General features: G+C 45.1%; 18 protein-coding genes and 1 pseudogene. 18 read left to right on the top strand and 1 reads right to left on the bottom strand.

Annotated elements, in window-relative coordinates:
- Positions 1-43: 43 nt before the first annotated feature.
- A pseudogene (locus ACSQ8O_RS33820) lies at positions 44-337 on the top strand (ATP-binding cassette domain-containing protein); the annotation flags it as partial.
- A gap of 528 nt (positions 338-865) precedes the next feature.
- Here ACSQ8O_RS33820 and ACSQ8O_RS33815 read toward each other — a convergent pair.
- Positions 866-1189, bottom strand: a complete 324-nt coding sequence (locus ACSQ8O_RS33815) for an NIPSNAP family protein (protein WP_436235136.1) — start codon at positions 1187-1189, stop codon at positions 866-868.
- A gap of 166 nt (positions 1190-1355) precedes the next feature.
- Here ACSQ8O_RS33815 and ACSQ8O_RS33810 point away from each other — a divergent pair, with 166 nt between their 5' ends.
- The 17 genes from ACSQ8O_RS33810 to ACSQ8O_RS33730 all read left to right on the top strand — a co-directional run bounded on the left by ACSQ8O_RS33810 (position 1356) and on the right by ACSQ8O_RS33730 (position 23366).
- The gene (locus ACSQ8O_RS33810) at positions 1356-2363 is read left to right on the top strand and encodes a LacI family DNA-binding transcriptional regulator (RefSeq protein WP_436245275.1); all 1008 of its coding nucleotides are present in this window, start codon (positions 1356-1358) and stop codon (positions 2361-2363) included.
- A 113-nt stretch (positions 2364-2476) separates the two neighbouring features.
- Complete coding sequence (locus ACSQ8O_RS33805) at positions 2477-3907, top strand: aldehyde dehydrogenase family protein (RefSeq protein ID WP_436245274.1); 1431 nt, start codon at positions 2477-2479, stop codon at positions 3905-3907.
- 54 nt (positions 3908-3961) lie between these two features.
- On the top strand, positions 3962-5143 hold the full coding sequence (locus ACSQ8O_RS33800; protein ID WP_436245273.1) for an iron-containing alcohol dehydrogenase: 1182 nt from the start codon (positions 3962-3964) through the stop codon (positions 5141-5143).
- Positions 5144-5327: 184 nt separating this feature from the next.
- A complete protein-coding gene (locus ACSQ8O_RS33795) occupies positions 5328-5465 on the top strand; it encodes a hypothetical protein (RefSeq protein ID WP_436245272.1) in 138 nt (45 codons plus the stop codon).
- A 141-nt stretch (positions 5466-5606) separates the two neighbouring features.
- On the top strand, positions 5607-6806 hold the full coding sequence (locus tag ACSQ8O_RS33790; RefSeq protein ID WP_436245423.1) for an iron-containing alcohol dehydrogenase: 1200 nt from the start codon (positions 5607-5609) through the stop codon (positions 6804-6806).
- Between the two features lie 50 nt (positions 6807-6856).
- The gene (locus ACSQ8O_RS33785) at positions 6857-8227 is read left to right on the top strand and encodes an aldehyde dehydrogenase (protein ID WP_436245271.1); all 1371 of its coding nucleotides are present in this window, start codon (positions 6857-6859) and stop codon (positions 8225-8227) included.
- A 190-nt stretch (positions 8228-8417) separates the two neighbouring features.
- Entirely contained in the window at positions 8418-9890 is a 1473-nt protein-coding gene (locus ACSQ8O_RS33780) for a sulfatase (RefSeq protein WP_436245270.1), read from the top strand.
- Positions 9891-9923: 33 nt separating this feature from the next.
- Positions 9924-11468: a sulfatase family protein gene (locus tag ACSQ8O_RS33775; protein ID WP_436245269.1), complete on the top strand. Its 1545-nt coding sequence runs from the start codon at positions 9924-9926 to the stop codon at positions 11466-11468.
- A gap of 59 nt (positions 11469-11527) precedes the next feature.
- Positions 11528-13792 carry a glycoside hydrolase family 3 C-terminal domain-containing protein gene (locus ACSQ8O_RS33770; RefSeq protein WP_436245268.1) on the top strand — a complete coding sequence of 755 codons (2265 nt, stop codon included), beginning with the start codon at positions 11528-11530 and terminating at the stop codon, positions 13790-13792.
- Between the two features lie 150 nt (positions 13793-13942).
- The gene (locus ACSQ8O_RS33765; RefSeq protein ID WP_436245267.1) at positions 13943-14134 is read left to right on the top strand and encodes a hypothetical protein; all 192 of its coding nucleotides are present in this window, start codon (positions 13943-13945) and stop codon (positions 14132-14134) included.
- Positions 14135-14161: 27 nt separating this feature from the next.
- On the top strand, positions 14162-14884 hold the full coding sequence (locus ACSQ8O_RS33760) for an alpha/beta hydrolase (protein WP_436245266.1): 723 nt from the start codon (positions 14162-14164) through the stop codon (positions 14882-14884).
- A gap of 398 nt (positions 14885-15282) precedes the next feature.
- On the top strand, positions 15283-16302 hold the full coding sequence (locus tag ACSQ8O_RS33755) for a response regulator transcription factor (protein ID WP_436245265.1): 1020 nt from the start codon (positions 15283-15285) through the stop codon (positions 16300-16302).
- Positions 16303-16307: 5 nt separating this feature from the next.
- On the top strand, positions 16308-17828 hold the full coding sequence (locus ACSQ8O_RS33750; protein WP_436245264.1) for an extracellular solute-binding protein: 1521 nt from the start codon (positions 16308-16310) through the stop codon (positions 17826-17828).
- Positions 17828-19318 carry a sulfatase family protein gene (locus ACSQ8O_RS33745; protein ID WP_436245422.1) on the top strand — a complete coding sequence of 497 codons (1491 nt, stop codon included), beginning with the start codon at positions 17828-17830 and terminating at the stop codon, positions 19316-19318. Before ACSQ8O_RS33750 ends, ACSQ8O_RS33745 begins: the two co-directional genes overlap by 1 nt.
- A 182-nt stretch (positions 19319-19500) precedes the next feature.
- Positions 19501-21336: a cache domain-containing sensor histidine kinase gene (locus ACSQ8O_RS33740; protein WP_436245263.1), complete on the top strand. Its 1836-nt coding sequence runs from the start codon at positions 19501-19503 to the stop codon at positions 21334-21336.
- Positions 21337-21538: 202 nt separating this feature from the next.
- Positions 21539-22495, top strand: a complete 957-nt coding sequence (locus ACSQ8O_RS33735; RefSeq protein WP_436245262.1) for an ABC transporter permease — start codon at positions 21539-21541, stop codon at positions 22493-22495.
- 1 nt (position 22496) lies between these two features.
- On the top strand, positions 22497-23366 hold the full coding sequence (locus tag ACSQ8O_RS33730; RefSeq protein WP_436245261.1) for a carbohydrate ABC transporter permease: 870 nt from the start codon (positions 22497-22499) through the stop codon (positions 23364-23366).
- Positions 23367-23373 lie beyond the last annotated feature (7 nt).

The following is a 23373-nucleotide window of genomic DNA, read 5'->3' as shown; positions in this document are numbered from 1 at the left end:
CCATTCCTATGATTGTTTTAGGTATCGTGAGCCAAGAGACATCCTGGAGTTACCGTTGATTTATCGAGGGTTGACTAAAAAGCAGCGGGAGCCGCTTGTTTTGAAAGCGTTGGAAGCAGTAGATTTGCTGGATCGGAGGAACCACTTTCCTGCGGAGTTATCAGGAGGGCAGCAGCAACGTATTGCTATTGCACGGACGTTGGCGGGAGATCCATCGATTATTTTGGCGGATGAGCCTACGGGAGCGTTAGATTCAAAAACAGGTGTGGAGATTTTAAACATTTTAAAGAGATTAAATGCACAAGGTCGGACGATCATTTTGATTACGCATGACTTATAGATTGCGCAGCAGGCGAAGCAGATTGTGAGGTTTCGGGATGGGCGGTTATATAATGATGATTAATTGGTGATTAATAAGACAGGGACTCCTTGAGAAATAAAGGGTTTCGGGGAGGAGTGTGACTATGATTAATGAAGAGACCAAAGAAATAATTTATAATTATGTTGAGGCCTACATTTCATTTGATGTCGGGGGGTTGTTAATCTGTTTCATAAAGATATTCTGTATAGGAATTTCTCCAAAGGTGAAATTAACACGGAGACCAGAGGAACACAAGAGATTAGAGAACTGGCATAAAAATCGTCAAAGATTTTCTCTAGTCGTCGTCAGATAATTATCCTTTATTGTGCTAAAGATGACAAAGTAGAAGTGCAAATTGACTATGAAGGAATGTAATTGTAAACACCAGGAGGTTGCCAAAAGGTCGGTGGCATCTATTCGCAAACGAAAAGGATCCCCGTAACTAGTCTAGCGAGGCTCCTTTCCTGTATATACCAGCTTTGAGGAGAAACTACCAAATCCAGGCTAACGCTTAAAAAATGCTGCCCGATTCATGAGAATCTCTTCGATTTTCTCCACAATCGGCCCATTTTCCTCTGACTTGCGTTTCACCTTGATCCACTCCGGGTCTTGCCGAAATGTATCCCACTGCCGTTGCCGTTCTTCCTTATTTCTATATTCCATTACGTAATACAGCTTCGAAAGGCCAGTCTGATCGATCCAGAAATCGTTCACTTTCATCCCCAACCGCTCGAAAATTACGAGAGTGTGCTGGTCGAAACGCTGTTGAATTGCGTCCATTTTCCCCTCATGCATCGTATAAATGCGCAGCTCATATAGCATATCCATTCCCTCGCTTCCGTTACGTCCCTGTAACGAATCTGATTTTGTTCTCCAATCTCACAGTAGCATGAATTTCCCCGTTAGAGCAATAAAAAAACTTCATTGACAAGAAAACTGGTTCAAATTATGATGAACATATGAATACGTATTCAAAATTAAAGTAGGTGATATAGTGATTTCTTCTCATGATGTTGCAAAATTAGCAGGTGTATCACAATCCACGGTTTCCAGAGTACTAAATGGGTCTAGTTTAGTGAAATCTGCAACAGTGGAAAAAGTGGAAAGAGCAATGAAAGAACTTCAATTTCGTCCGAACCTTGTTGCTCGAAGCCTTGTTAAGAATAAAACCAATACAATTGCTTTGATCTCTGAGCACTTAAATAACCCTTTCTATGTGGAGACGACTACCAAGATCGTAAACATTGCTGCCGAGAAAGGTTACAACGTGTCTGTTTATTTTCACCATATTGGCGATGACGCCAGCTTGTATCATTCGGTTTTAAGCCATCGTGTGGATGGGATTGTCATGTCCTCCATTCTCATCGATGACCCGATCTATTCAGAGCTTGAAGATCTGGGCATTCCGGTTGTCACATTCAATCGAAAGCATCGAGAGGGCGGTAATTTCATTGAGTTGAATAATGGGAAAGCTTCAGGCATTGCTGTCGATCACCTTGTTTCGCTGGACCATCAGAGGATCGCTTACATAGGTGGGTCACAGTACGCATCTACTTTTTTTGGCCGGCAAGAGGGTTATTTGGAAGCAATGAGCCGTAATTCTCTAGAGGTTTTGAATGAGTGGGTCAAGATTACCGATGCGAGAGAGGTTGATATCAAAGAGGCTTTAGATGATTTAGTCAATCTTCAGGATATGGAAAGACCTACAGCGATTATTGCGGCAACGGATGCAATTGCGCTCGAATGTCTGGATCATCTGCTACAGCTTGGAATCCGGGTACCGGACCAGATGAGCCTTTGCGGAATTGATAATATAAAAATTTCTGCTCATAACGCCATACAATTGACGACAGTCGGTGGCCAATCCCAAATAAGCATGGGTGAACTTGCGATTGAACGGCTCATTGAAATGATTGAACAGGAGGAGTCCCGTCAAACACCTAAACAATATACATTAGAGCCTGTACTAATTAAAAGAAGAACTACATCGAGCTTGACATAATTTTTTTGATCTTAAATGAATACGTATTCAAAACTAACCAGCTATACGATCGGGGATATAACTGGAAAAATTCAAAAAATTGCATAGATAAAAAGGAAGGTTGATGGGGAGAGATGAACAAGGGAATTTTTATAGACGGACATTATGTTGAGGCAAAACGATATTATGAGCTGTTCAATCCATATTCCGGAGCGAAGTTAGCGGACGTAGCGTTATCATCGCCAGTGGAGATGACCGGCGCAATTGCCTCCGCTCAAGAAGGTTTCTATCGCATGAGGAGCCTTCCTTCACATCGAAGGGCAGAAATTTTATATCGTTCCGCGGAGTTGTATAGGCAGCAAAAAGAGGAAGCTGCGCGCATCCTAAGTGAGGAAGCAGCAAAACCAATAAGCGCTGCAAGATCGGAAATAGATCGGGCGATTCAAACACTTCTTTTTTCGGCAGAAGAAGCAAAGCGAGTCTGCGGTGAGAACGTACCCATGGATGCTGCTGTTGGTGGTGAAGGGCGCTATGCGTTTACGATACGTCAACCGATCGGTGTTGTAGGTGCCATTACACCTTTTAACTTCCCTCTGAATCTCTTGGTTCATAAAGTCGGGCCAGCCCTTGCCGCCGGAAATAGCATTGTCGTTAAGCCGGCAGAGCAAACTCCGCTTTCCGCTTTTTATCTAGCGGAACTGCTCACGGAATCGGGTGCGCCACGAGGTGCGATAAGCATCGTGTCAGGCGAAGGTCCTGTTCTTGGCAAGGTGCTGCTTAGTGATGACAGAATCCGAAAAATATCATTTACAGGAAGCCCCGAAGTCGGGATTGCAATAAAAAGTATGGCTGGGTTGAAAAAAATAACGTTAGAACTTGGAAGCAACTCCGCCATGTACATTGATAAGTCCGTGCGTGATCATCTGTTATCGATTGCGAAGCAAGCAGCACTCGGAGCTTTTGGTTACAGCGGTCAAGTATGCATTAGTACACAGCGAATATATGTTCATCAGGAACTTTATCCCGAGTTTATTCAAATGCTTAGCGAGGAAATTAATTGCATTCCAGTCGGTGATCCATTAGATGAACAGACGGTTGTAAGCTCCTTAATTAATGCAAGATCGCAAAGTCGCATTATTTCATGGGTGGAAGAAGCGAAAGCTGAAGGTGTCGAGGTACTCACGGGTGGCTACGTTAAAGACGGGATCATGCTCCCAACCCTATTGACCAGCGTTTCACCGAGAATGAAAGTATCGTGCCAAGAGGTATTTGGTCCGGTGGTCATCGCTCATAGCGTTACTGACAGTCGTGAAGCAGTTTCTTTGATGAACCGCAGCCGATATGGGTTAAATGCCGGTGTATTTACGAATGACCTGATACAAGCGATGCAAATGGGCACAGACTTGGAGGTCGGTCAAGTTTTGGTCAACGATATTCCAAGTATCCGTTTCGATCATATGCCTTACGGCGGGTTGAAAGATTCTGGTTATGGCCTTGAGGGCGTCAAATATGCGGTCGAAGAAATGACCGAATTGAAATTGATCAGTCTTCGTTATCAAATATAGTTCGACAGAGGAATTTTACTGTGAAAAATGAATACGTAATCATTTAGGGGGCGAATGCTTTTGAATCATGAAATAAGAACATTTATATCTCCTGTAAAAATAATAATGGGTGTGGGAAGCTTGTCGCGCCTTCCTGATGAGATTAAAGCCTTCAATGCGTCGAGAGTGATGGTGTTTGCCGATCCAGGATTACTCAAAACAGGAATTTTAGATTCATTAACCCGAATACTAAACGACATCAATTTGGATTATACAATTTACAGTGAAATACAACCGGAGCCGCCTCTACATACAGCCGATCAGGCTGTTGCAGCTCTGAGGGACAGCCAAGCAGAACTCGTAATAGGGATAGGAGGAGGGAGTTGTTTGGATATTGCCAAAGCTGCGGCTGTTCTTTGCAGACACGATGGAACCATTGCAAACTATTTGAACTTGACGGGAACCATGAGGCTAACGGATAAAGGTATTCCAAAAATATTAATTCCGACTACATCCGGGACAGGAGCGGAAGTTACCGATATCGCCGTATTCTCTTTGGAAGCGACGAAAGATGTTTTGACACACCCTTATTTATTGGCAGATACAGCTATCGTAGATCCTGAACTGACTTATTCACTCCCTCCTAAAATTACGGCTTCAACTGGAATTGACGCATTGACGCATGCAGTTGAAGCCCTCATTTCCGTAAATGCCTCCCCTTTAACAGATTTGCTTTCTTTGGAGGCAATCAAAAAGATAAGTTCAAGTATTCGTACAGCCGTATGGCATGGTGCTAATAAAGCTGCCAGGTCAGAAATCTCATATGGGAGTTTGCTTGCAGGACTTAGCTTTTACAATGCGGGAGTTTCCGGAGTTCATGCTCTAGCGTACCCTTTGGGTGGACATTTCAAAATTTCTCATGGTGAATCCAACGCTGTTTTACTACCTTATGTGTTCGACTTCATATGGCCGGCATGTCTGGACAAAATGCAAATGATGGCGGAAGCGCTGGGTGTTCCAACCGACGGCTTAACGAAAAGAAAAGTAGCGCTTGCAACGGTTACCTGCTTTCAAGAAATGGTCCGGGATGTAGGGCTGTCGCTTTCACTTCAGGATTACGGCATTCGAAGGGAAGATATCGAGCTTCTGGCAAAGGATGCAATCAAACAAACCCGGTTATTAGATCGAAGTCCTATGCCGTATACTTTGAACGATATTAGATGTATTTACATGAATGCCTGGGGAAAAAATGAATAGAGGTGTCTGACAAGGATATGGCGTATCCGTCCATTCCTTCTCTGGGTGCGGCAGTGTGATCGGCGTACGGATACCTTATCGCACTTCATAAAAAAATAAGACTATAAATAAACAGATTGTGTAAGGAAAAAAAATGAGGTTCACTGTATTGTTATTTATGACAAGAGAAAAGGGGGACAATGACATGAAGAAGTGGATGCCATTATTGCTTGCAAGGGTTGTTATGGTTAGTGCGGTTGGCTGCTCAAAAGGAAGTACAGAACCTAATGGGAGTTCTGCCTCTGGGTTCTATCCGATACGTATGCTTAGAAGCTTAATGTGATGGAACTTAGCAACACGGATATGGTGAACGTCCATGTTACAGTCGAGAACACAGGGACGTGCGCCGACAAGGAAATATTTCATAAATTACTTTAAGTTCTTTTTAATAAATCATATTTTTAATAAGAAGCGAGGCTATGTTGTGTATAAATTATACTACAGGATGCATCAAGGTGTTATTAGAGTGGTTTCTCATTTTCTGCCTTGGCGAAAACCAGAGTTATTTGAGGGAGAAAATAGCTTGAGTAAACTACCGGAAATCATTAAGAGTAAGGATATTGATCGTGTTCTGATTGTAACGGACAAGGGAATTGTTTCGCTTGGACTGATGGATGGATTACTCAAAGGCTTAGGGGCTGAGGGGATATACTTTGTTGTGTATGACAATACTGTTCCAAATCCAACAATTGATAATATTGAGGAAGCATTGAAAATGTACAAAGAAAACAATTGCAAGGGTATTATTGCTTTTGGCGGTGGTTCACCAATGGATTGCGCAAAAGGTATGGGGGCACGTATAGCAAGACCTGAAAAAAGCATCCTTATGATGAAGGGTGGATTAAAGGTTAAGAAAGAGATTCCCCCACTTTTTGCTATTCCAACAACATCTGGTACAGGAAGCGAAACCACGCTTGCTGCGGTTATATCAAATAACAAGACGCATGAAAAGTATGCAATTAATGATACCGTTCTCATTCCACATTTTGCTGTACTTGACCCTTTACTTACGGTTAAACTGCCGCCGCATATTACATCAACAACTGGAATGGATGCTATGACACATGCTGTTGAGGCGTACATTGGCAGAAGTAACACAGAGGAGACCGAACGGTGTAGTAAAGAAGCAGTAAAGTTAATTTTTGGAAATCTCTATGAGGCTTATTCAAACGGGACAAATGTTATCGCACGCAGGAATATGCAAAAGGCTTCATATTTGGCAGGGATTGCTTTCACCCGGGCCTACGTTGGCTATGTGCATGCTATTGCACATACTCTTGGTGGATTTTACTCTGTTCCTCACGGACTTGCGAATGCGATTATCTTGCCGTATGTTCTAGAATATTATGGAAGGTCCGCACATAAACCTCTGGCAGAACTTGCCGATTTGGTGGGGATAGGTAAACCATCTGAAACCAATGAACAAAAGGCATGGAAATTTATTGATGCAATTAAGAAGCTCAACGAAAGGATGAACATTCCCCAAAAGGTAAGTGGCATAGTGGACAGCGATATTCCTCTTATGGTAGAGCGGGCATTAGAGGAAGCAAACCCTCTTTATCCTGTACCAAAGATTCTGTTTAAAGAAGACATGTTTCGTCTATATCGGCTTATTAAGGAATAGTCTGATGAGTTTGGATTATAAAATTGGTTTAGATAAGGGAGTGTGAAAATGTGGATAATTACCATTCACTTGTTAACAAACAAAGATTGTTTTTCCTTACGGGTATAACTAAGGATGTAGCTTTTCGTTTAGAAGCTCTTCAAAAGTTAAGAAATGCGATTCTTAGCCATGAGAAAGAGTTGATGGAAGCACTAAAAGCAGATTTAAACAAATCCGAGTTTGAAGCTTATTCCACGGAAATTGGGATGGAGCTTAAAGAAATACGTTTCACACTCAGCAACTTACGTTCATGGGTGAAGCCGAAAAAAATTAAAACACCGATCTCCCATCTTGGCTCCACTAGTTCCATATATGCTGAACCCTACGGTGTGGCGCTAATCATTTCTCCATGGAATTATCCATTTCAATTGGCTATTGCTCCTTTAGTTGGTGCGATAGCTGCGGGTAATTGCGCGATCTTAAAACCTTCAGAATTGACCCCTAAAACCTCAGAAGTATTAGGGAAACTTATTATAAAAATATTCCCGGAGGAATATATTTCGGTAGTTCAAGGCGGAGTTGAAACGAGCCAAGCACTTCTTGATGAAAAATTTGATTACATTTTCTTTACTGGAAGTGTCCCAATTGGGAAAATCATTATGAAGTCCGCTTCGAAAAATTTAACTCCTGTAACATTAGAATTGGGCGGGAAAAGTCCTTGTATCGTTCATGAAGACGCAAATATTAAGCTAGCTGCAAAACGAATTGCTTGGGGTAAATTTATGAACGCCGGACAAACCTGCGTAGCACCCGATTACCTGTATCTTCATCAAAATATAAGAAATAAATTTATAAATCACTTTAGGGAAGCGATCAAAGACTTGTATGGAGAGCGACCGCTAAATAATCCAAATTATACTCGTATTGTTAGCAAGATACACTTCAATCGCCTCCAATCTTTTCTAAATAATGGTGAAATTATAATTGGTGGAGCAGCGAACGAAGAAGGATTAACTATTGAACCGACAGTTCTCACGAACATAACGTGGGATGATCCAGTGATGCAGGATGAGATTTTTGGTCCCATTCTTCCTGTACTGGAATACAGCCATCTATCGGATGTTTCGGAGGGGATTCATAATCATCCAAATCCGCTTGCGCTCTATCTCTTCTCAGAAAATGACAACGTCCAACAAGAAGTGTTAAACAGCATATCTTTTGGAGGTGGCTGTATCAATGATACTGTTTACCATATGGTCTCCCCCTATTTGCCTTTCGGCGGTGTTGGAAGTAGTGGAATCGGTTCTTATCACGGGAAAGGAAGCTTTGACACTTTTTCACATCAAAAAAGCGTCTTAAAGCAAACGACTTTATTTGACATCCCGGTCAGATACCCCAATGTGAAAGATGGGCTCAAAAAAATCAAGGTTTTCTTGAAATAATGAGATAAAAGATTTACAAAAGCGTTTCTGTTCTGTCCATTTCCTCTCTGTGTGCGGCAGTGTGATCGGCATCCGGATACCTTATCGCACTTCATAAAAAATAAGACTATAAATAAAAAGATTGTGTAAGGAAAAAAAATGAGGTTCATTGTATTGTTATTTATGACAAGAGAAAAGGGGCCAACTGATTATGAAAGCTATTGTCATTTTGATGGACACCCTAAATCGGCAAATGCTGGAGAGCTACAACCCTTCCACATGGGTCCAGACTCCGCATCTATCAAGATTAGCTGAGAAATGCGTGATTTTTGACAATCATTGGTCCGGATCATTACCGTGCATGCCGGCACGAAGGGATATGATGACAGGTCGTCTTGGCTTCTTGGAGCGTGGATGGGGCGGAATAGAGCCGTTTGATGTTACACTCCCGCAAGTGTTGAAAAGCAAAAATGTATTCTCCCATATCGTAACGGATCATTACCATTACTTTAAAACGGGCGGAGAAAATTATTGCCAAGCCTTTCATAGCTGGGATTTACATCGGGGGCAGGAAAGCGATCCTTGGGTTTCCCGGGTAAACAAGCCCGCCGATTTTCCGAAGTCTTTTTATGGAAGAGTCGAACCTCAATATGAGAAAAATCGTACGGCCTTCCAAAGCGAAGAGGACTATCCAGGACCAAGGACGATGAAAGCAGCTTGTCAATGGCTGGAGGACAATGAGGATGCGGATTCATACTTTCTGATGGTGGAAGCGTTTGATCCGCATGAGCCGTTCGATTGCCCTCAACATTATTTGGATTTATATGAAGATAATTATACGGGACCGAGGTTTGACTGGCCTAAGTATGCCAAGGTTGGAGAACCACCTGATGCCATGGAGCATATGCAAAAACGCTATGCGGCTAATCTGACAATGATCGATCATTGGATGGGCAAATTGTTAAATGTGATGGATAAGCATCATCTATGGGACGACACGCTTCTCATCATGACAACAGACCATGGATTCCTATTAGGCGAGCACGATTGGACAGGAAAAAATGTCATGCACGTCTATAATGAAATTGCTCACCTTCCATTAATGGTTCATCTCCCGGGTGTTGTTCCGGATCAAAAAAGGATATCTGCGATTACGCAAAATATTGATTTGATGCCGACCCTACTTGACTATTTTGGAATCGACATCCCATCGACGGTAAGAGGGAGATCTTTACTGGATCTTATCAAGGGAACAAAAAATAAAATACGCGATTATGCGCTTTACGGCACGTTCGGTATGACTGTGAATATGACGGATGGTAAATACACCTACTTGCGTGCGCCGATCCAAGAAGATAATCATCCATGTTATGCGTATACCGCAATGCCGACCACTTTCGGCACTTTTATCGGCTCCCAAATGCCAGACCGCATAGAGGTTGGAAGATACTTGCCCTACACCACTTTTCCGGTATATCGGATTCCTTTCAGCCAAGCTGGGGTACCCTTTAAGATGGCGCAGCATGCGCAGCTTTCGTTGCTGTATGATATCGAGATCGATCACCAGCAATTATCACCCATCGAGGATGAGGCGCTGATCAAGCAATACACGGAGCTGTTAATTCAAGCAATGGAGTTTGAAAAAGCACCGGAAGATCAATATGTACGATTGGGACTGAAGTAATTAGCTATTAATCATAATTCTGGAGGATGAATCATGCGAATTTTATTTTTGGACTTGGATTCTACTAGCCCTGACCACTTAGGATGTTATGGATATAAACGGAATACGTCACCTAACATTGATAAAATCGCAGCAGAAGGTGTTCGATTTACGAATTATTACACTTCAGATGCGCCTTGCGCTCCATCTCGGACAGCGTTGATGACCGGGCAATTTGGCATTCGAAACGGCTTGGTCGGTCATGGTGGAACTGCAGGGGACATGAAGCTGGAAGGGGAAAAGCGCCAGTTGTTCGGCAGGCTTGCAACAGGTGGTTCCTTCCCCTCTTATTTGAATTTGATGGGCGACCTGAATACCGTTCTTATTAGCCCGTTTCCCCAGCGTCATTCCACCTTTGGGTTTTATGCGGGATTCAACGAAATTCTCAATACAGGCAAATTTGGCAATGAATCTGCTGAGCATGTAACGCCGGTTGCGCTGGACTGGATTGATCGAAATGCGAAGAAGGATGATTGGTTCTTATATATCAATTATTGGGATCCTCATACGCCTTACCGTGCTCCAATGACATATGGAAATCCTTTTGAGAATGACCCACTGCCGGAGTGGCTGACTGAAGAAGTTTTAGAAAGGCATAAGCAAATGGTCGGTTCGCACACGGTAAATGAGCTAAATATTGATTACATGAATAAAACATACGACAACCAAACAAGTGCAAACTTCCCACGTCACCCTGGCGATATCCAAGACATGAACGGTTTAAGAACGATGATTGATGGCTATGATTGCGGAATCCGTTATATGGATGAGCATCTTGGACGTTTGTTTGCATCACTAGAGCAGCAGGGCGTAATGGATGACCTGATCATTATGATATCGGCGGATCATGGGGAAAATATGGGGCAGCTCGGGATCTATGGCGAGCACGCCACTGCGGATCAAGGAACGTGCCGTCTACCGATGATCATTCGCTGGCCAGGTATGAAGCAGGGAATCGTTAATGAAGATCTTCACTTGCATCTAGATTTACTTCCCACTATGGCAGAAATGATAGGCGGTCCGATTATGCCGTTCTGGGATGGCGTGAGCTATGCATCTGTTCTAAAAGAAGGCGCGAGCTGCGGACGTGAGTATGTTGTCGTATCGCAATGTGCTCACGTTGCTCAGCGAAGTGTAAGGTTCCGTGAATGGATGTATATTCGAACCTACCATGACGGGTTTCATATGTTTGATCAGGAAATGCTGTATAACCTTTCCGAGGATCCGAAAGAGCAGCATAATGTAGCGGCTGCCAACAAAGATGTATGTATGGAAGCTGTCTACTATTTGACGCAGTGGCATGACGAGATGATGAGCCGATCCGGCGACGATAGAGATCCCTTGTGGACCGTGATGAAAGAGGGCGGACCTTTCCATGCTAAAGGTTATTTAAAGGGATACATTAAACGCTTAGAGGAAACGGGTAGAGGGCATCATGTAGAAGAATTAATACGCAGACATCCTCGTGAGTTCCCCGAAAAGATCCATCCTGCAACCATGATGCTTCAAATGCAGCTGATGAAAAGAATGAAGGGATAAGATGCAACGATAAATTCAATGCGGTGGGGATATTAACAATGGGAAGAGGAGAAGAGAATATGCAACGAAATATAACTGAGCTGATTGATCAGATGACTTTGGAGGAAAAAGCTGGCTTATGTTCCGGACTTGACTTTTGGCGTACAAAAGGGATCGAGCGCCTTGGTATTCCATCCGTCATGATTACCGACGGTCCTCACGGCTTACGCAAACAGAATGGCGCTTCGGATCACCTTGGATTAATGGACAGCGTACCGGCAACTTGCTTTCCTTCCGCTGCTGGAATGGCTAGCTCGTGGGATCGGGAGCTGATGCACAAAGTTGGTATCGCTCTAGGGAAAGAATGTCAAGCGGAGGAAGTGGCAGTTCTGCTTGGACCGGGAGTGAATATTAAACGGTCACCGCTTTGCGGGAGGAATTTCGAATATTTCTCCGAAGATCCGTACTTATCCTCTGAAATGGCGGCGAATCAAATTATTGGCGTGCAAAGCCAGGGTATTGGTACATCGCTGAAGCATTTTGCCGTAAACAATCAGGAGTACCGTCGCATGAGCACCAATGTAGCTGTCGATGAGCGGACACTTCGCGAAATTTATTTAGCCAGCTTCGAAGGCGCAGTCAAGCAAGGGAAACCTTGGACTGTTATGAGTGCCTATAACCAGGTGAACGGTGAATTTTGTTCCGAGAACACTAAACTGCTCACGGACATTTTGAAAGAGGAATGGGGTCATGATGGCTTCGTTGTATCCGACTGGGGAGCGGTGAATGATCGTGTAGATGGTCTGACGGCGGGATTGGAGCTGGAGATGCCATCGACCAACGGTACTAGCGATCTTAAAATCGTCGAAGCTGTTCGAAGCGGCAAGTTGTCTGAAGAAGTGCTGAACCGTGCTGTTGAACGATTTCTGACCGTCATCTTCAAGGCTGTGGACCAGCGAAGAGAAGGGGCAACTTACGATCAGGATGCCCATCACCAACTAGCACGCGAGGTGGCTAGGGAAAGTATGGTACTTCTGAAGAATAAGGATGGTCTCCTGCCGCTTACCAAGTCGGACAATATCGCGCTCATCGGAGCACTCGCCAAAACACCTCGATATCAAGGAAGCGGCAGCTCCCGCATTAATCCGACCAAGCTGGAGGATATTCACGAAGAGTTATGTAAATCCGTTGGAAGCACGGCCAAAGTCGTATTCGCACAAGGCTATGATTTAGGCAGCGATGAAGTGGACGAAGGCCTGCTCTCCGAAGCTGTGAATGCAGCCCTTCAAGCCGATGTAGCTATTATCGTGGCTGGACTTCCGGAACACTATGAATCGGAAGGCTTTGACCGTACGCATCTCAGTATCCCAGCCAATCAAATCCGAATGATTGAAGCGATAGCTGCAGCTCAAAGTAAAGTCGTGGTTGTGCTGTGCAATGGTGCTCCTATAGAAATGCCCTGGATTGATAGTGCGAAGTCAGTGCTGGAGGCTTATCTCGGAGGACAGGCGCTTGGCGGCGCTATCGCTGATCTCCTTTTCGGCGATGCCAACCCTTGCGGTAAACTGGCTGAAACCTTTCCGCAGAAGCTCGAGCATAATCCGTCCTACTTGTTTTTTCCTGGCGAAGGGGATCGTGTAACGTACAAGGAAGGAATATTTGTCGGGTATCGTTACTATGATGCAGTCGATCGAACACCGTTGTTTCCATTCGGTCATGGACTTAGTTATACCAGCTTCAGCTACTCCGATCTTACTGTAGATAAGAAGGAAATCGTAGACGTGGGCACAGTTGAGATCAGCGTTAGCGTAACAAATACAGGTCATCGGGCCGGAAAAGAAATCGTACAGCTGTATGTACGCGATGTGTTGAGTACAGTCGTAAGACCGCAAAAAGAATTGAAAGGTTTCATTAAAATAGAGCTTCAGCCTGGTGAGACTAAGGTGGTTACGTTTGTTCTTGATAAACGTGCTTTTGCGTATTACAACATTGATTTAAAGGATTGGCACGTGGAAACTGGCGATTTTGAAATCCTAATTGGTCAGTCCTCTGTTGAAATTTCACTACGTGAGACCATTCGTATTGAATCTACCGTTAACATAAAGAGAACGTACACACGAAACTCAACTTTAGGGGACCTAATGGAAGATCCGAAGGGAGCAGCTATTGTGCAAGAGCTGATAAAGAACTCGCCGTTTGGTACAGTCGCTTCAGCTAATAATGAGACTCCCGTGATGATGGAAGCTATGGTCAAATCATTACCGCTTCGCGGATTAGTAGCTTTCAGCGGCGGATCCATGACCGATGAAATGCTGGAGGGATTACTGCGTCTGATTAATTCATAAAGTACTTTGTAAAGTGAATGCGAGTGAGCAGGTGCCTTTGTCCCAAAGGAGTAAAGGGAAACATTAATGACCTTTCATAAATCTACGCTTCCAAAAGGAGCTTAGATTTATGAATTTATGTGGAGGAACGACTAAGGAGTATTTATAAATATGAAATATGTACTTAGAATTTTATGGATCACTTTCGTAGTGGCTTTTATTGTAGATATTTTGGCCAGCTTCTACTTTTATCATGTTGCCATCGAACGAACCAGTAAAGACTTCCTTAAACAGTCTCCAGCGTCGGCGAATTTCGCTCTAACTCGTGAACCTGTTGAATGGAGGGAAGAGCCTAATTTTTAGGACCTAACCCTTCTATCCCAGGATGGCTTGGAGCTTCACGGTTATTATTTACCAGCGGCTATGCCATCGAAAAAGACGGTCATTATTGCTCACGGTTTTTCAGGGAAAGCACACGATATGGATGCGTATGCAGCCTTCTATCATGACCAGATGGGCTTCAATGTGCTAATGCCTGATGCGCGGGGACATGGCCAGAGTGCAGGCGATTATATCGGATACGGATGGGACGAGCGTAAAGATTACGTGGGGTGGATCGGATTGATTCTACAGAAAGTGGGGGCAGATGCGGAGATCGTGCTGCATGGTGGGTCTATGGGAGCTGCTACCGTGTTGATGACAAGCGGAGAGAGCTTGCCTCCGAATGTGAAGGCTATTATATCAGACAGTGCATATACTTCGGCTGAAGCCGAACTCACCTATGCGTTAGGTCGTATGTACCATCTTGCCAAATTCCCGATTGTTCAAAGCACAAGCCTATTGACAAAGCTGAGAGCGGGGTATTTTATTGGAGAGGCATCAGCGCTGGAACAAGTGAAAAAGTCAAAAACGCCGATACTTTTCATCCATGGAACGGGGGACTTAACCGTACCTCTCTCTATGGCCTATGAGCTTTATGAAGCATGTGAAAGCCCGAAGGAACTATTTGTGGTAGAGGGTGCAAAACACGGTAAGTCATTTTATTTGAACCCTGCGGGTTATGAGAAAAAGGTAACGGAATTTCTAAAAGCATATGTAATGCTTCCCCAATAGGATGGCTATTACAACATTGATTTGAAGGATTGGCACGTGGAAACCGGGCGAATTTGAAATCCTGTTTGGTCAGTCTTCTGACCCTGCAGGATAGGATTGACAGGCTTAATCATCCGGACGTTACCGTCCTCGTATAATAATGACTTATTTATGGATAGAGGAAAGCAACGTTCTTCGAAGAGGGTTGCTTTCCTCTTTAATTTTCACGTAGAATATAAACAGTTTGCTGACGCAACGGGCTTTAAAACAGATGCTGAGAAATTTGGGAGGTCCTTTGTCCGGAAATATGGATAAGCTTTCAGAGAATTGGATAATTTTTAGTTGGTTAGTGTGAAAGGAAATGCTCATCGCAGCAAGAAGTTGTACTACATAGAAAAAGATGAGAGGAGGGCACCCGGATGTACCATGTACTCGTAGCGGAGGATGAGCATTGGATCCGCAGTGGTATTGTCGAGATGGTGGACCGGATCGGCGGCGGCTTTAAGGTATGCGGTGAAGCGGGAGACGGAGTGGAGGCTTGGAACCTGATTCAAGAGCTGTGTCCGACCGTCCTTATTACCGATATTATGATGCCCAAGATGGACGGGCTGTCTTTGATCAAGCAAATCGATGAAATCAAATTTCCCATTGTGAGCATTATTATTAGCGGTTACGATAACTTCTCATATGCTCAGCAGGGCATTCGCTACGGCGTATCCGAATATTTGCTGAAGCCGGTCCGGGAAGAAGTGCTCCAGGAAGCGCTGGAGAGATCCCTGCAGCGGCTGGAGCGGATTCATCCTGTCCATGATCAACTGATGAGCATTAATACGTTTATGGAGCATATTCCAACGATGGATGTTCAGCAGTTGATGGCAGAGCAGGAGCAGCTGGTGCAATCCATTTTGAGAAATAAAAGCAGTCATGCCAGCTCCAAGCTCGGTTTGCTTCGCATTTTGGCCGGGAAGCTGAATGATCTGCTTGAGTATACGTATCCTAAATATCAGAAATCGGCCGTGTATGAGGAGCATACGGAAGAAGGGCAGAAAAAGCATATTCAGCAGCTAACCGAGACATGGTGCCAATTCGAAGGGCAGCAGTACCATAAGCGCTCCTTCCGGTTAGTGATTAAGAAGGCATGTGACTACGCCGAGAAGAGCTACATGCAGGAGATCAGTCTTTTGCATATCGCGGATTACGTCGACCTTAGCGTGTCCCATTTCAGCGTTTTATTCAAGCAGCACACCGGGGATTCGTTCGTAAACTATATGAACAAATTCCGCATCGAGAAGGCGAAGCGGCTACTGTTGGAGCCGGATCTGAAGATATACCAGGTCGCGGATATGGTCGGCTTTTCGTCGATGCCTTATTTTAACCGGGTATTCAAAAATATAACAGGCATAGCGCCGAATGAGTATAGAAAAGGCATGGGGATATGACACCGATGAAGAAGAAATGGCTGACATGGTGCGCTTTCCTGCTGCTGACAACCCTTGTCTCTGGGTGCTCTCAAACGTATTCCGAAACATCGAAGGCACCAGTTAAGGTCGCAGAAAATAACGCTCCGGCAAACGAACTGAGCGAAAAGCTGACCATCACGTGGATGGCGCGTTCCTTCGAAGGGGGAGGCTGGCCGGACGACCATCCGATGATCCAGGCGCTGAACCAAAAATTTAATGTGGATCTGAGGATTGAGTGGGTGCCTGCAGATATTTATAAAGAAAAAATGGCCGTGCTTTCAGCCTCCAACGACTTCCCCGACATCTTTCTTGTGCTGTATCCGGATTTTAACCGATGGAAGAAGCAGGGCTTATTTCTCGATGTTCAGCCTTTCTTGGATCAATATCCGAATCTGGCAGGCATACCGGATTCCGATCTGAAAGCACTCAACACGAGAGGGAAAGTATTCGGCTTTCCTTTCTATTTTACTCAAGCCAGGGATACCTTGACTGTTCGTGAGGATTGGTTGAAAAAGCTTGACCTTGCTGTCCCCAAATCGTTGGATGAATTTTATGAGGTCGCTAAGGCGTTTGCTGCCAAGGACCCGGACGGAAACGGCAAACCGGACACGAGTGGTTTTACATTTTATGTGGATCACAATGCCGAATTTCGTGATATTGAATTTATTTTGGCCGGCCTTGGATTAGGAAACCAGTGGAAGGAAGCTGGTGGGAAATTAATTCCATATCAATTGCAGGTGAACGAATGGAAGCAGACATTAGCCTTCCTGAATAGAGCTTATGAAGAGGGTGTATTGGATCAGGATTTTGCTGTGAATAAAGTTGGCTCTCCTACAGAAAAATTCGAGTCGAATAAAGTCGGCTTTGTTATGTTAAATCCCAATCAGTCGCTAAAAACCAAGAGCATCCTAACTAAGCTAGTGCCGAGCGCAGCCTACAGTCCAATGGAGCCTCCGAAGGGACCAACCGGCTTAACCGGTACCTCTAATCTCGAAATGCTGGATAAGAATGTGATCCATGCCAGGATCGATCCGAAAAAGCAGCGTCGCATCCTCATGATGCTGGATTATTTCCTTTCCCCGGAGGGAGCTGACTTTATCAAGCACGGCATCGAAGGCGTTCATTACAAAAAAATAACCGAGGATAAGTACGAGCGGCTGCCGGCCGCGGAGAAGGATCGGCAAAATTTGATTAACAATTGGATTTTTCGTCCGTTTAACTCGAACATTCAAATGTATAAATGGGAGGATCCCGCGCTGCACCAAGCGATTCGAGAAATGTTTGCCATGAATGAAAAGCATAAGTGGAGCAATCCGGCGGCGGGCCTGGAGTCGGAGACATGGACCCGTAGCGGAGTCAAGTTGAATATGAAGTTTGCTCAAGCCGTGACGAAGATCATTATGGGGGACGCCCCCATTAATTCAATTGAGTCCGCATCAGCAGAGTGGCTGGCGAACGGCGGCGAGCAAATTATCAAGGAAATTAACCAAGCGTATAAAGAGTGATGGAAAGGCTGTTCAACCGGCGTGGGCTGGCGGGGCAGCCTTTTTCGATTACGCCAGTATCGCAAATCAGAGGATTGTGTAACGACATATGGAAGCGGATTCAATATCATGAAGTAAGAGTAAGCAGCAGCTTCTGTTTAGTCTACTTTCGAAGAGAAGAGGAACCGATTATGAAAAATGTCATTATGATCACGACGGATCAACAAAATCTAGATGCTATGGGCTGCGTCAACCCCAGCTACTATACCCCAAATCTGGATATGCTGGTCGAACGCAGTGTACGTTTCACGGGTGTGATTTCTACCTCTGCACAGTGCTCGCCGTCACGAGCCACGTGGATGACGGGAAAATACCCGCATCAGGTTGGCGTCAATAATATCGGTCATGTGCTGGATCCTAAGGAATGGGGCATAGCCATAGGTTTTAATCAGGCCGGGTATGAGACCGTTTACCTAGGGAAATGGCATTTGGGGTTGTCTCCGGCGGATCACAAATTCCAGATTACAGATTATCGAGAGGACGGCTTTGAGCTGGGAGCGGCGAACCCGAATCCGCGGTATCACAGTCACAAGGATGCGTTGACGACCACGAAGGCGCTGAATTATTTGGAGGATTATGATGGCAGCAAGCAGTTTTTTATGGCATTGAACTGGTTTATGCCGCATCCTAACGTGCCGGTTGACGGGCCTTTCGAGCGGATTGAATCGTATGTGGAGCAGTTCCCACAGGAGGCTATGCCCGTTCCGGGCAGCTATTATCTTGATGACCTGTCATCCAAGCCCGCCTTTCAGCTGAAGCGCTCTCGGACAGGCGAATCCAATCTGACGGAGGAGTTGGTGCGGCGTGACGCTCAGCATTATCGCTCGATGCTAAAGCTCATGGATGAGAACCTTGGCCGCATCATGGAAAAGCTGGAAGCGAAGGGGCTGCTCGATAGCACCGCCATTCTGTTCACATCGGATCATGGCGATATGCAGGGAGCGCATAAGCTAAGGCTGAAGGGTGTTCTCCCGTATAAGGAGCTTTATAACGTACCTGTTATTCTGCATGTTCCCTGGGCTAACCCTGCTCGCAAGGTCATCCCAGATCTCGTGTCAAGTAGCGCCGTTACCGGCACGCTGCTGGATGCTGTCGGCATTGAGGTACCTGCTGAATGCGAAGGTGGCTCGCTGATGCCACATCTTGCGCTGGCTCAGCCCCCGTCTGAGCAGCTCGTTTTCTTCGAGCATTATATGGCTTATTGGGGATATCATCCTTTCCGCGGCGCGCAAACGCCGGAGTGGAAGTACGTGTACTACTACGAAGAGGATACGGAGGAGATGTACAACCTTCAGCTGGATCCGGACGAGCTAGTTAACGTGGCAGGGAAGCCGGAAGCGGAGGAGGCACGTCGTTCGCTCCGCCAAGCCGTGGATACGTGGTGGGAAGCGACCGGCGCATTATCGAGGCCTACGATTCAAGATACCGTAAACAAATGGGGGGAGGGCTAATCTAACTCTTCTTAGCCAGAAAGGATGTTATCTTAACGGATAACATCCTTTATTTTTTTAGGATAACTTTTCAGAAAATTGGCTAATTTTTATTAATCCTTTAAAGAGGATTAAGCTCGCCATGGAAAGAACATGTATGGATATGCGCAAGCTAAATGATAAATAGTAAAGGTATGGTTCCTATGAGACAATTTTGGATTCGCTTTCCAATCAAGGTGAGCATGGTCGTCTTATTTTTGACGATCAGTTTGTTGTCAATGATTCTATTGGGGATCATCTCCCACATCAACTATAGCAACACAGTGAAGAAGGATTTCCATACGGTCACGGACGAAGCGACGAAACGTCTGAATCATCATATCGAATTTTATATTGAGCAGCTGTCCAAGACAACAAAGACACTAGTGAAGGAGGAGCTCATTCAGAGCTGGTTTGAAGGGAGCCGGCCCATCACTATTTTTGAGACCGATGAAATTGAAGCCATGCTACGGCGTCATGTAGCGTTGAATTACAATGAAGTGGCTGGGATTTTCCTCATGTCGACGGATAAGAGGGTACTTGCTATGCGCAGCTTCCAGTCATCTATGGTAGATTTTAGTGTTGAGCCTTGGTATTCCGTCCCTTTTTCCGAGCAGCGCGTCCTTATTCCGACCCATACCATTACGTACCCGCAGCAAACCGGCATGTCTGTCATTTCACTGATGAATCCGGTCTACAGCAAATTCAGTCTGGCTCCGCTCGGTTTTATCGTCATGGATATAGGGCTTAAAGAAATTGAAGCTACCTTCGAGCAGTCGAAATTAGGCGAGTCGGGACAGTTTATGCTAGTGTCGCATGACGATACGATCGTTTATCATCCTGTAAAGGAATGGCTCGGCCGCAAGATTGCCGATACACCCTTGCGTCAAATCGCCAAACCGTCCGAAGGCGGGGTGAGCACACAAGTTTACAACGGGGAAAAGGTGCTCGTCTCAACAAGCAACTCCACAGTGTTAGATTGGCGTGTAATGGCTATCATGCCGTTTGATGAGATGGCCAGCGGTCTTTATTCGGCGCGCAATTCCACCTTCCTTGCGTTCGCGCTCATTGCGGTTATGGTCATATTTCTGGTACCGCTCGTCTCCAATCTATTCGTTAAACCGGTACTTCATCTTAAGCAGAATATGAACCGGGTGTATCAAGGCGACTATAAGACAAGGGCTGAATTCCTAGAGGGGAAGAATGAATTCCAGAAGCTCAATTACAGCTTTAATAAAATGGTCGAGCAGCTGGACGAACAGTTGAATACGATTTCCGACCTAAAGCTGCAGGATGTGCATACGCGTCTGCGCCAGAAGGAGGCGTATATTCAGGCTCTTCAAAATCAGATCAATCCGCATCTGCTGTATAATTCGCTGGATGTCATCAAGAGTATTGGGTATCTCCACGGGGATGACCTCGTCGTAAATATGGCCGCCAATCTGGCGGACGTTTACCGCTATACGGCCAAAATTTCGGATCATGAAGTGACCTTGAAGGAAGAGCTCACGATCTTGGAAAAGTACCTTGAGATTACCCATATTCGCTTTCCGAAAAAGTTTTTCAGCCAAATCACCGTACATCCGAAATTCCATGATTGCCGGATTGTGAAGCTCACCGCACAGCCGCTCGTCGAAAATGCCGTGAAATATGCAGTTGAACCGAGGGCAGGGGATGCTGCAATTTTGGTCAGCGCGTATGACGATAAGGATGACTTAGTGATTGAAATTGCTGATAATGGGCAAGGCATTTCGGAGGAGAAAATGGCCGAGCTTGCCCATGTGCTGGAGAAAATATCGGAGCATGTGAACAATCAGGAGTTCATACAGACGGAATCGCTTGGCATCCGCAACGTACACACCCGCTTATATTTAAAATACGGGGAAGGCTACGGTCTGAGCTTGTCATCCTTTCCCAACCGCGGCACCGTTATTTCTATTCGCATTCCTCTCACTTATAATGCTGCCAGCCAAGGTGAAGAGATCAGTGATTTGAGCTAGATTCAGGACGAACAACATTCCCGCAACTGCAGAGCTGATTTCTATGGCTGCTCCACCGGATTTACCCGGAGGGCGGCCTTTTTCTTGTCCGGTTTATCGTCTCGTGGTTTAGAAATCAGAGGATCGTGTAACGACGAATGAAAGCGAAACCATTATGATGTTGCTATATCAAATAACATGCTTCATGCAGGAGGGAAACAACATGCAGGGGGATTCCACAGTAAAGCTTGTGAAGCCTAAGAAGACAGCGCTCAGAAAGTCACAGTTAAAGGAATGGAAGAGAGGTCTTCCGTTATATCTAATGATTTTGCCGGGATTGTTATTTTTCCTCATTTTCCGCTATTTGCCGATGGGAGGAATCGTTATTGCTTTTCAGGAGTACAATCCGTTCGGCGGTTTCTTGAAAAGTGAGTGGGTAGGCGTCGCCCACTTTGAACGGCTGTTCGGAGAGCCGGATTTTTGGAAGTTGTTAAAGAACACCCTTATCTTAAGTGCATTAAATTTGTTCCTGTTTTTCCCGGCTCCCGTGCTTATAGCCGTATTCTTGAATGAGGTGAGGATGAAATGGTTTAAGAAATTTGTGCAAACGGCTATCTACATGCCGCACTTTCTGTCATGGGTTGTCGTCGTGGGGATTACCGTGATTTTGTTCGCGACACAAGAAGGAGCTATCAACAAAGGATTAGCTGGCGCTGGTTTTGAACGGCTCGAGATTATGACAGACCCGAATTATTTCCGAATCGTGTACATTTTGCAGAGCATTTGGAAGGAAGCTGGATGGAATGTGGTGATTTTCCTCGCCGCGCTTGCCTCCATCGATCCTACGTTGTATGAGGCAGCCGTTGTCGACGGTGCTAATCGCTGGAAACAGCTTTGGCATATTACCCTTCCTACATTAAAAGGGACGATTATCATCCTGTTTATTCTAAGATTGGGTCATATCATGGACATCGGCTTCGAGCATATTTACTTGATGCAAAATTCGCTTAACCTGTCGGTTTCCGATGTGTTCGATACCTATGTATACCGCTCCGGCGTTCTGCAAGGCGCATTCAGCTATACAACGGCTGTGGGGCTTTTCAAATCAGTCGTAGGCTTAGTCTTGATTTTGCTAGCTAACAAGCTCTCCAAAAAAGCTGGAGAAGAGGGGGTTTACTAAAATGAATACATTTGATTCACGTGGGAAGGACCCCGTTTTTACCGGATTAATTTATAGCCTGCTTATTATTTCGCTATTTGCTATTCTAGTTCCATTCGTCTATGTGGTTGCCAGCTCCTTTGCAACAGAGCATGAATTTGTGTCCCGTGGATTTTTCATCATACCGCATGAGTGGACCATAGAAGCCTACGGTTATTTATTCAACAACGAAAACTTTATGAGGGCCTTCGGAAATGCCGTCACCATTACGGTAACCGGCACTTCCATCAACATCTTGCTTACAAGCTTGATGGCTTACGGCTTATCGAAAAACTGGCTGAAGGGCCGCCGAATCATGAATTTCATGATCCTGTTCTCGATGATTTTCGCCGGCGGTATGATTCCGACGTACCTTGTTGTAAAGGAGCTTGGGCTTCTCAACAGTTATTGGGCAATTTACCTGACAACGGCCATTGCGCCCTTCAACCTGATTGTCATGCGCAGCTTCTTTCAAAATATTCCTTCTGAGTTGGAGGAATCGGCTCGTATCGACGGTTGCTCCGAATTCCGCTTGTTCTGGCAAATCGTGATTCCGTTGTCGATGCCTGCTGTCGCTACCTTTACGCTGTTTTACGCGGTTCAAAACTGGAATACTTACTTTCACGCGATTCTTTTTCTTAACAACTCGTCGGATATGCCCCTTCAGGTGTTTTTGCGACAAATGCTGCTTGAGTCCGATTCCAGTATGGAAGACGGTGCAGGGGGCTTTGCTTACACCCCGGCCGTTAAGATGGCGGCAATCCTGATTACGGCAGCTCCGTTGCTGGCTGTATATCCATTTATGCAGAAGTATTTCAATCAAGGCATGTTGATGGGGTCGGTAAAGGGCTAAACAATGA

The organism is Paenibacillus sp. LjRoot56 (genome assembly GCF_964253335.1).
Classification (GTDB): Bacteria; Bacillota; Bacilli; order Paenibacillales; family NBRC-103111; genus Paenibacillus_E; species Paenibacillus_E allorhizoplanae.
The sequence above is the reverse complement of the archived record's forward strand: the minus strand, read 5'-3'. Positions and strand labels throughout refer to the sequence as shown.

What these genes read in the sequence shown, in the direction of transcription:
- ACSQ8O_RS33815 (WP_436235136.1), bottom strand. Translation starts at nt 1,189, where the DNA reads ATGGATATGCTATATGAGCTGCGCATTTATACGATGCATGAGGGGAAA.
- ACSQ8O_RS33805 (WP_436245274.1), top strand. Translation starts at nt 2,477, where the DNA reads ATGAACAAGGGAATTTTTATAGACGGACATTATGTTGAGGCAAAACGA.
- ACSQ8O_RS33800 (WP_436245273.1), top strand. Translation starts at nt 3,962, where the DNA reads ATGCTTTTGAATCATGAAATAAGAACATTTATATCTCCTGTAAAAATA.
- ACSQ8O_RS33795 (WP_436245272.1), top strand. Translation starts at nt 5,328, where the DNA reads ATGAAGAAGTGGATGCCATTATTGCTTGCAAGGGTTGTTATGGTTAGT.
- ACSQ8O_RS33780 (WP_436245270.1), top strand. Translation starts at nt 8,418, where the DNA reads ATGAAAGCTATTGTCATTTTGATGGACACCCTAAATCGGCAAATGCTG.
- ACSQ8O_RS33775 (WP_436245269.1), top strand. Translation starts at nt 9,924, where the DNA reads ATGCGAATTTTATTTTTGGACTTGGATTCTACTAGCCCTGACCACTTA.
- ACSQ8O_RS33770 (WP_436245268.1), top strand. Translation starts at nt 11,528, where the DNA reads ATGCAACGAAATATAACTGAGCTGATTGATCAGATGACTTTGGAGGAA.
- ACSQ8O_RS33765 (WP_436245267.1), top strand. Translation starts at nt 13,943, where the DNA reads ATGAAATATGTACTTAGAATTTTATGGATCACTTTCGTAGTGGCTTTT.
- ACSQ8O_RS33755 (WP_436245265.1), top strand. Translation starts at nt 15,283, where the DNA reads ATGTACCATGTACTCGTAGCGGAGGATGAGCATTGGATCCGCAGTGGT.
- ACSQ8O_RS33750 (WP_436245264.1), top strand. Translation starts at nt 16,308, where the DNA reads ATGAAGAAGAAATGGCTGACATGGTGCGCTTTCCTGCTGCTGACAACC.
- ACSQ8O_RS33745 (WP_436245422.1), top strand. Translation starts at nt 17,828, where the DNA reads ATGGAAAGGCTGTTCAACCGGCGTGGGCTGGCGGGGCAGCCTTTTTCG.
- ACSQ8O_RS33740 (WP_436245263.1), top strand. Translation starts at nt 19,501, where the DNA reads ATGAGACAATTTTGGATTCGCTTTCCAATCAAGGTGAGCATGGTCGTC.
- ACSQ8O_RS33735 (WP_436245262.1), top strand. Translation starts at nt 21,539, where the DNA reads ATGCAGGGGGATTCCACAGTAAAGCTTGTGAAGCCTAAGAAGACAGCG.
- ACSQ8O_RS33730 (WP_436245261.1), top strand. Translation starts at nt 22,497, where the DNA reads ATGAATACATTTGATTCACGTGGGAAGGACCCCGTTTTTACCGGATTA.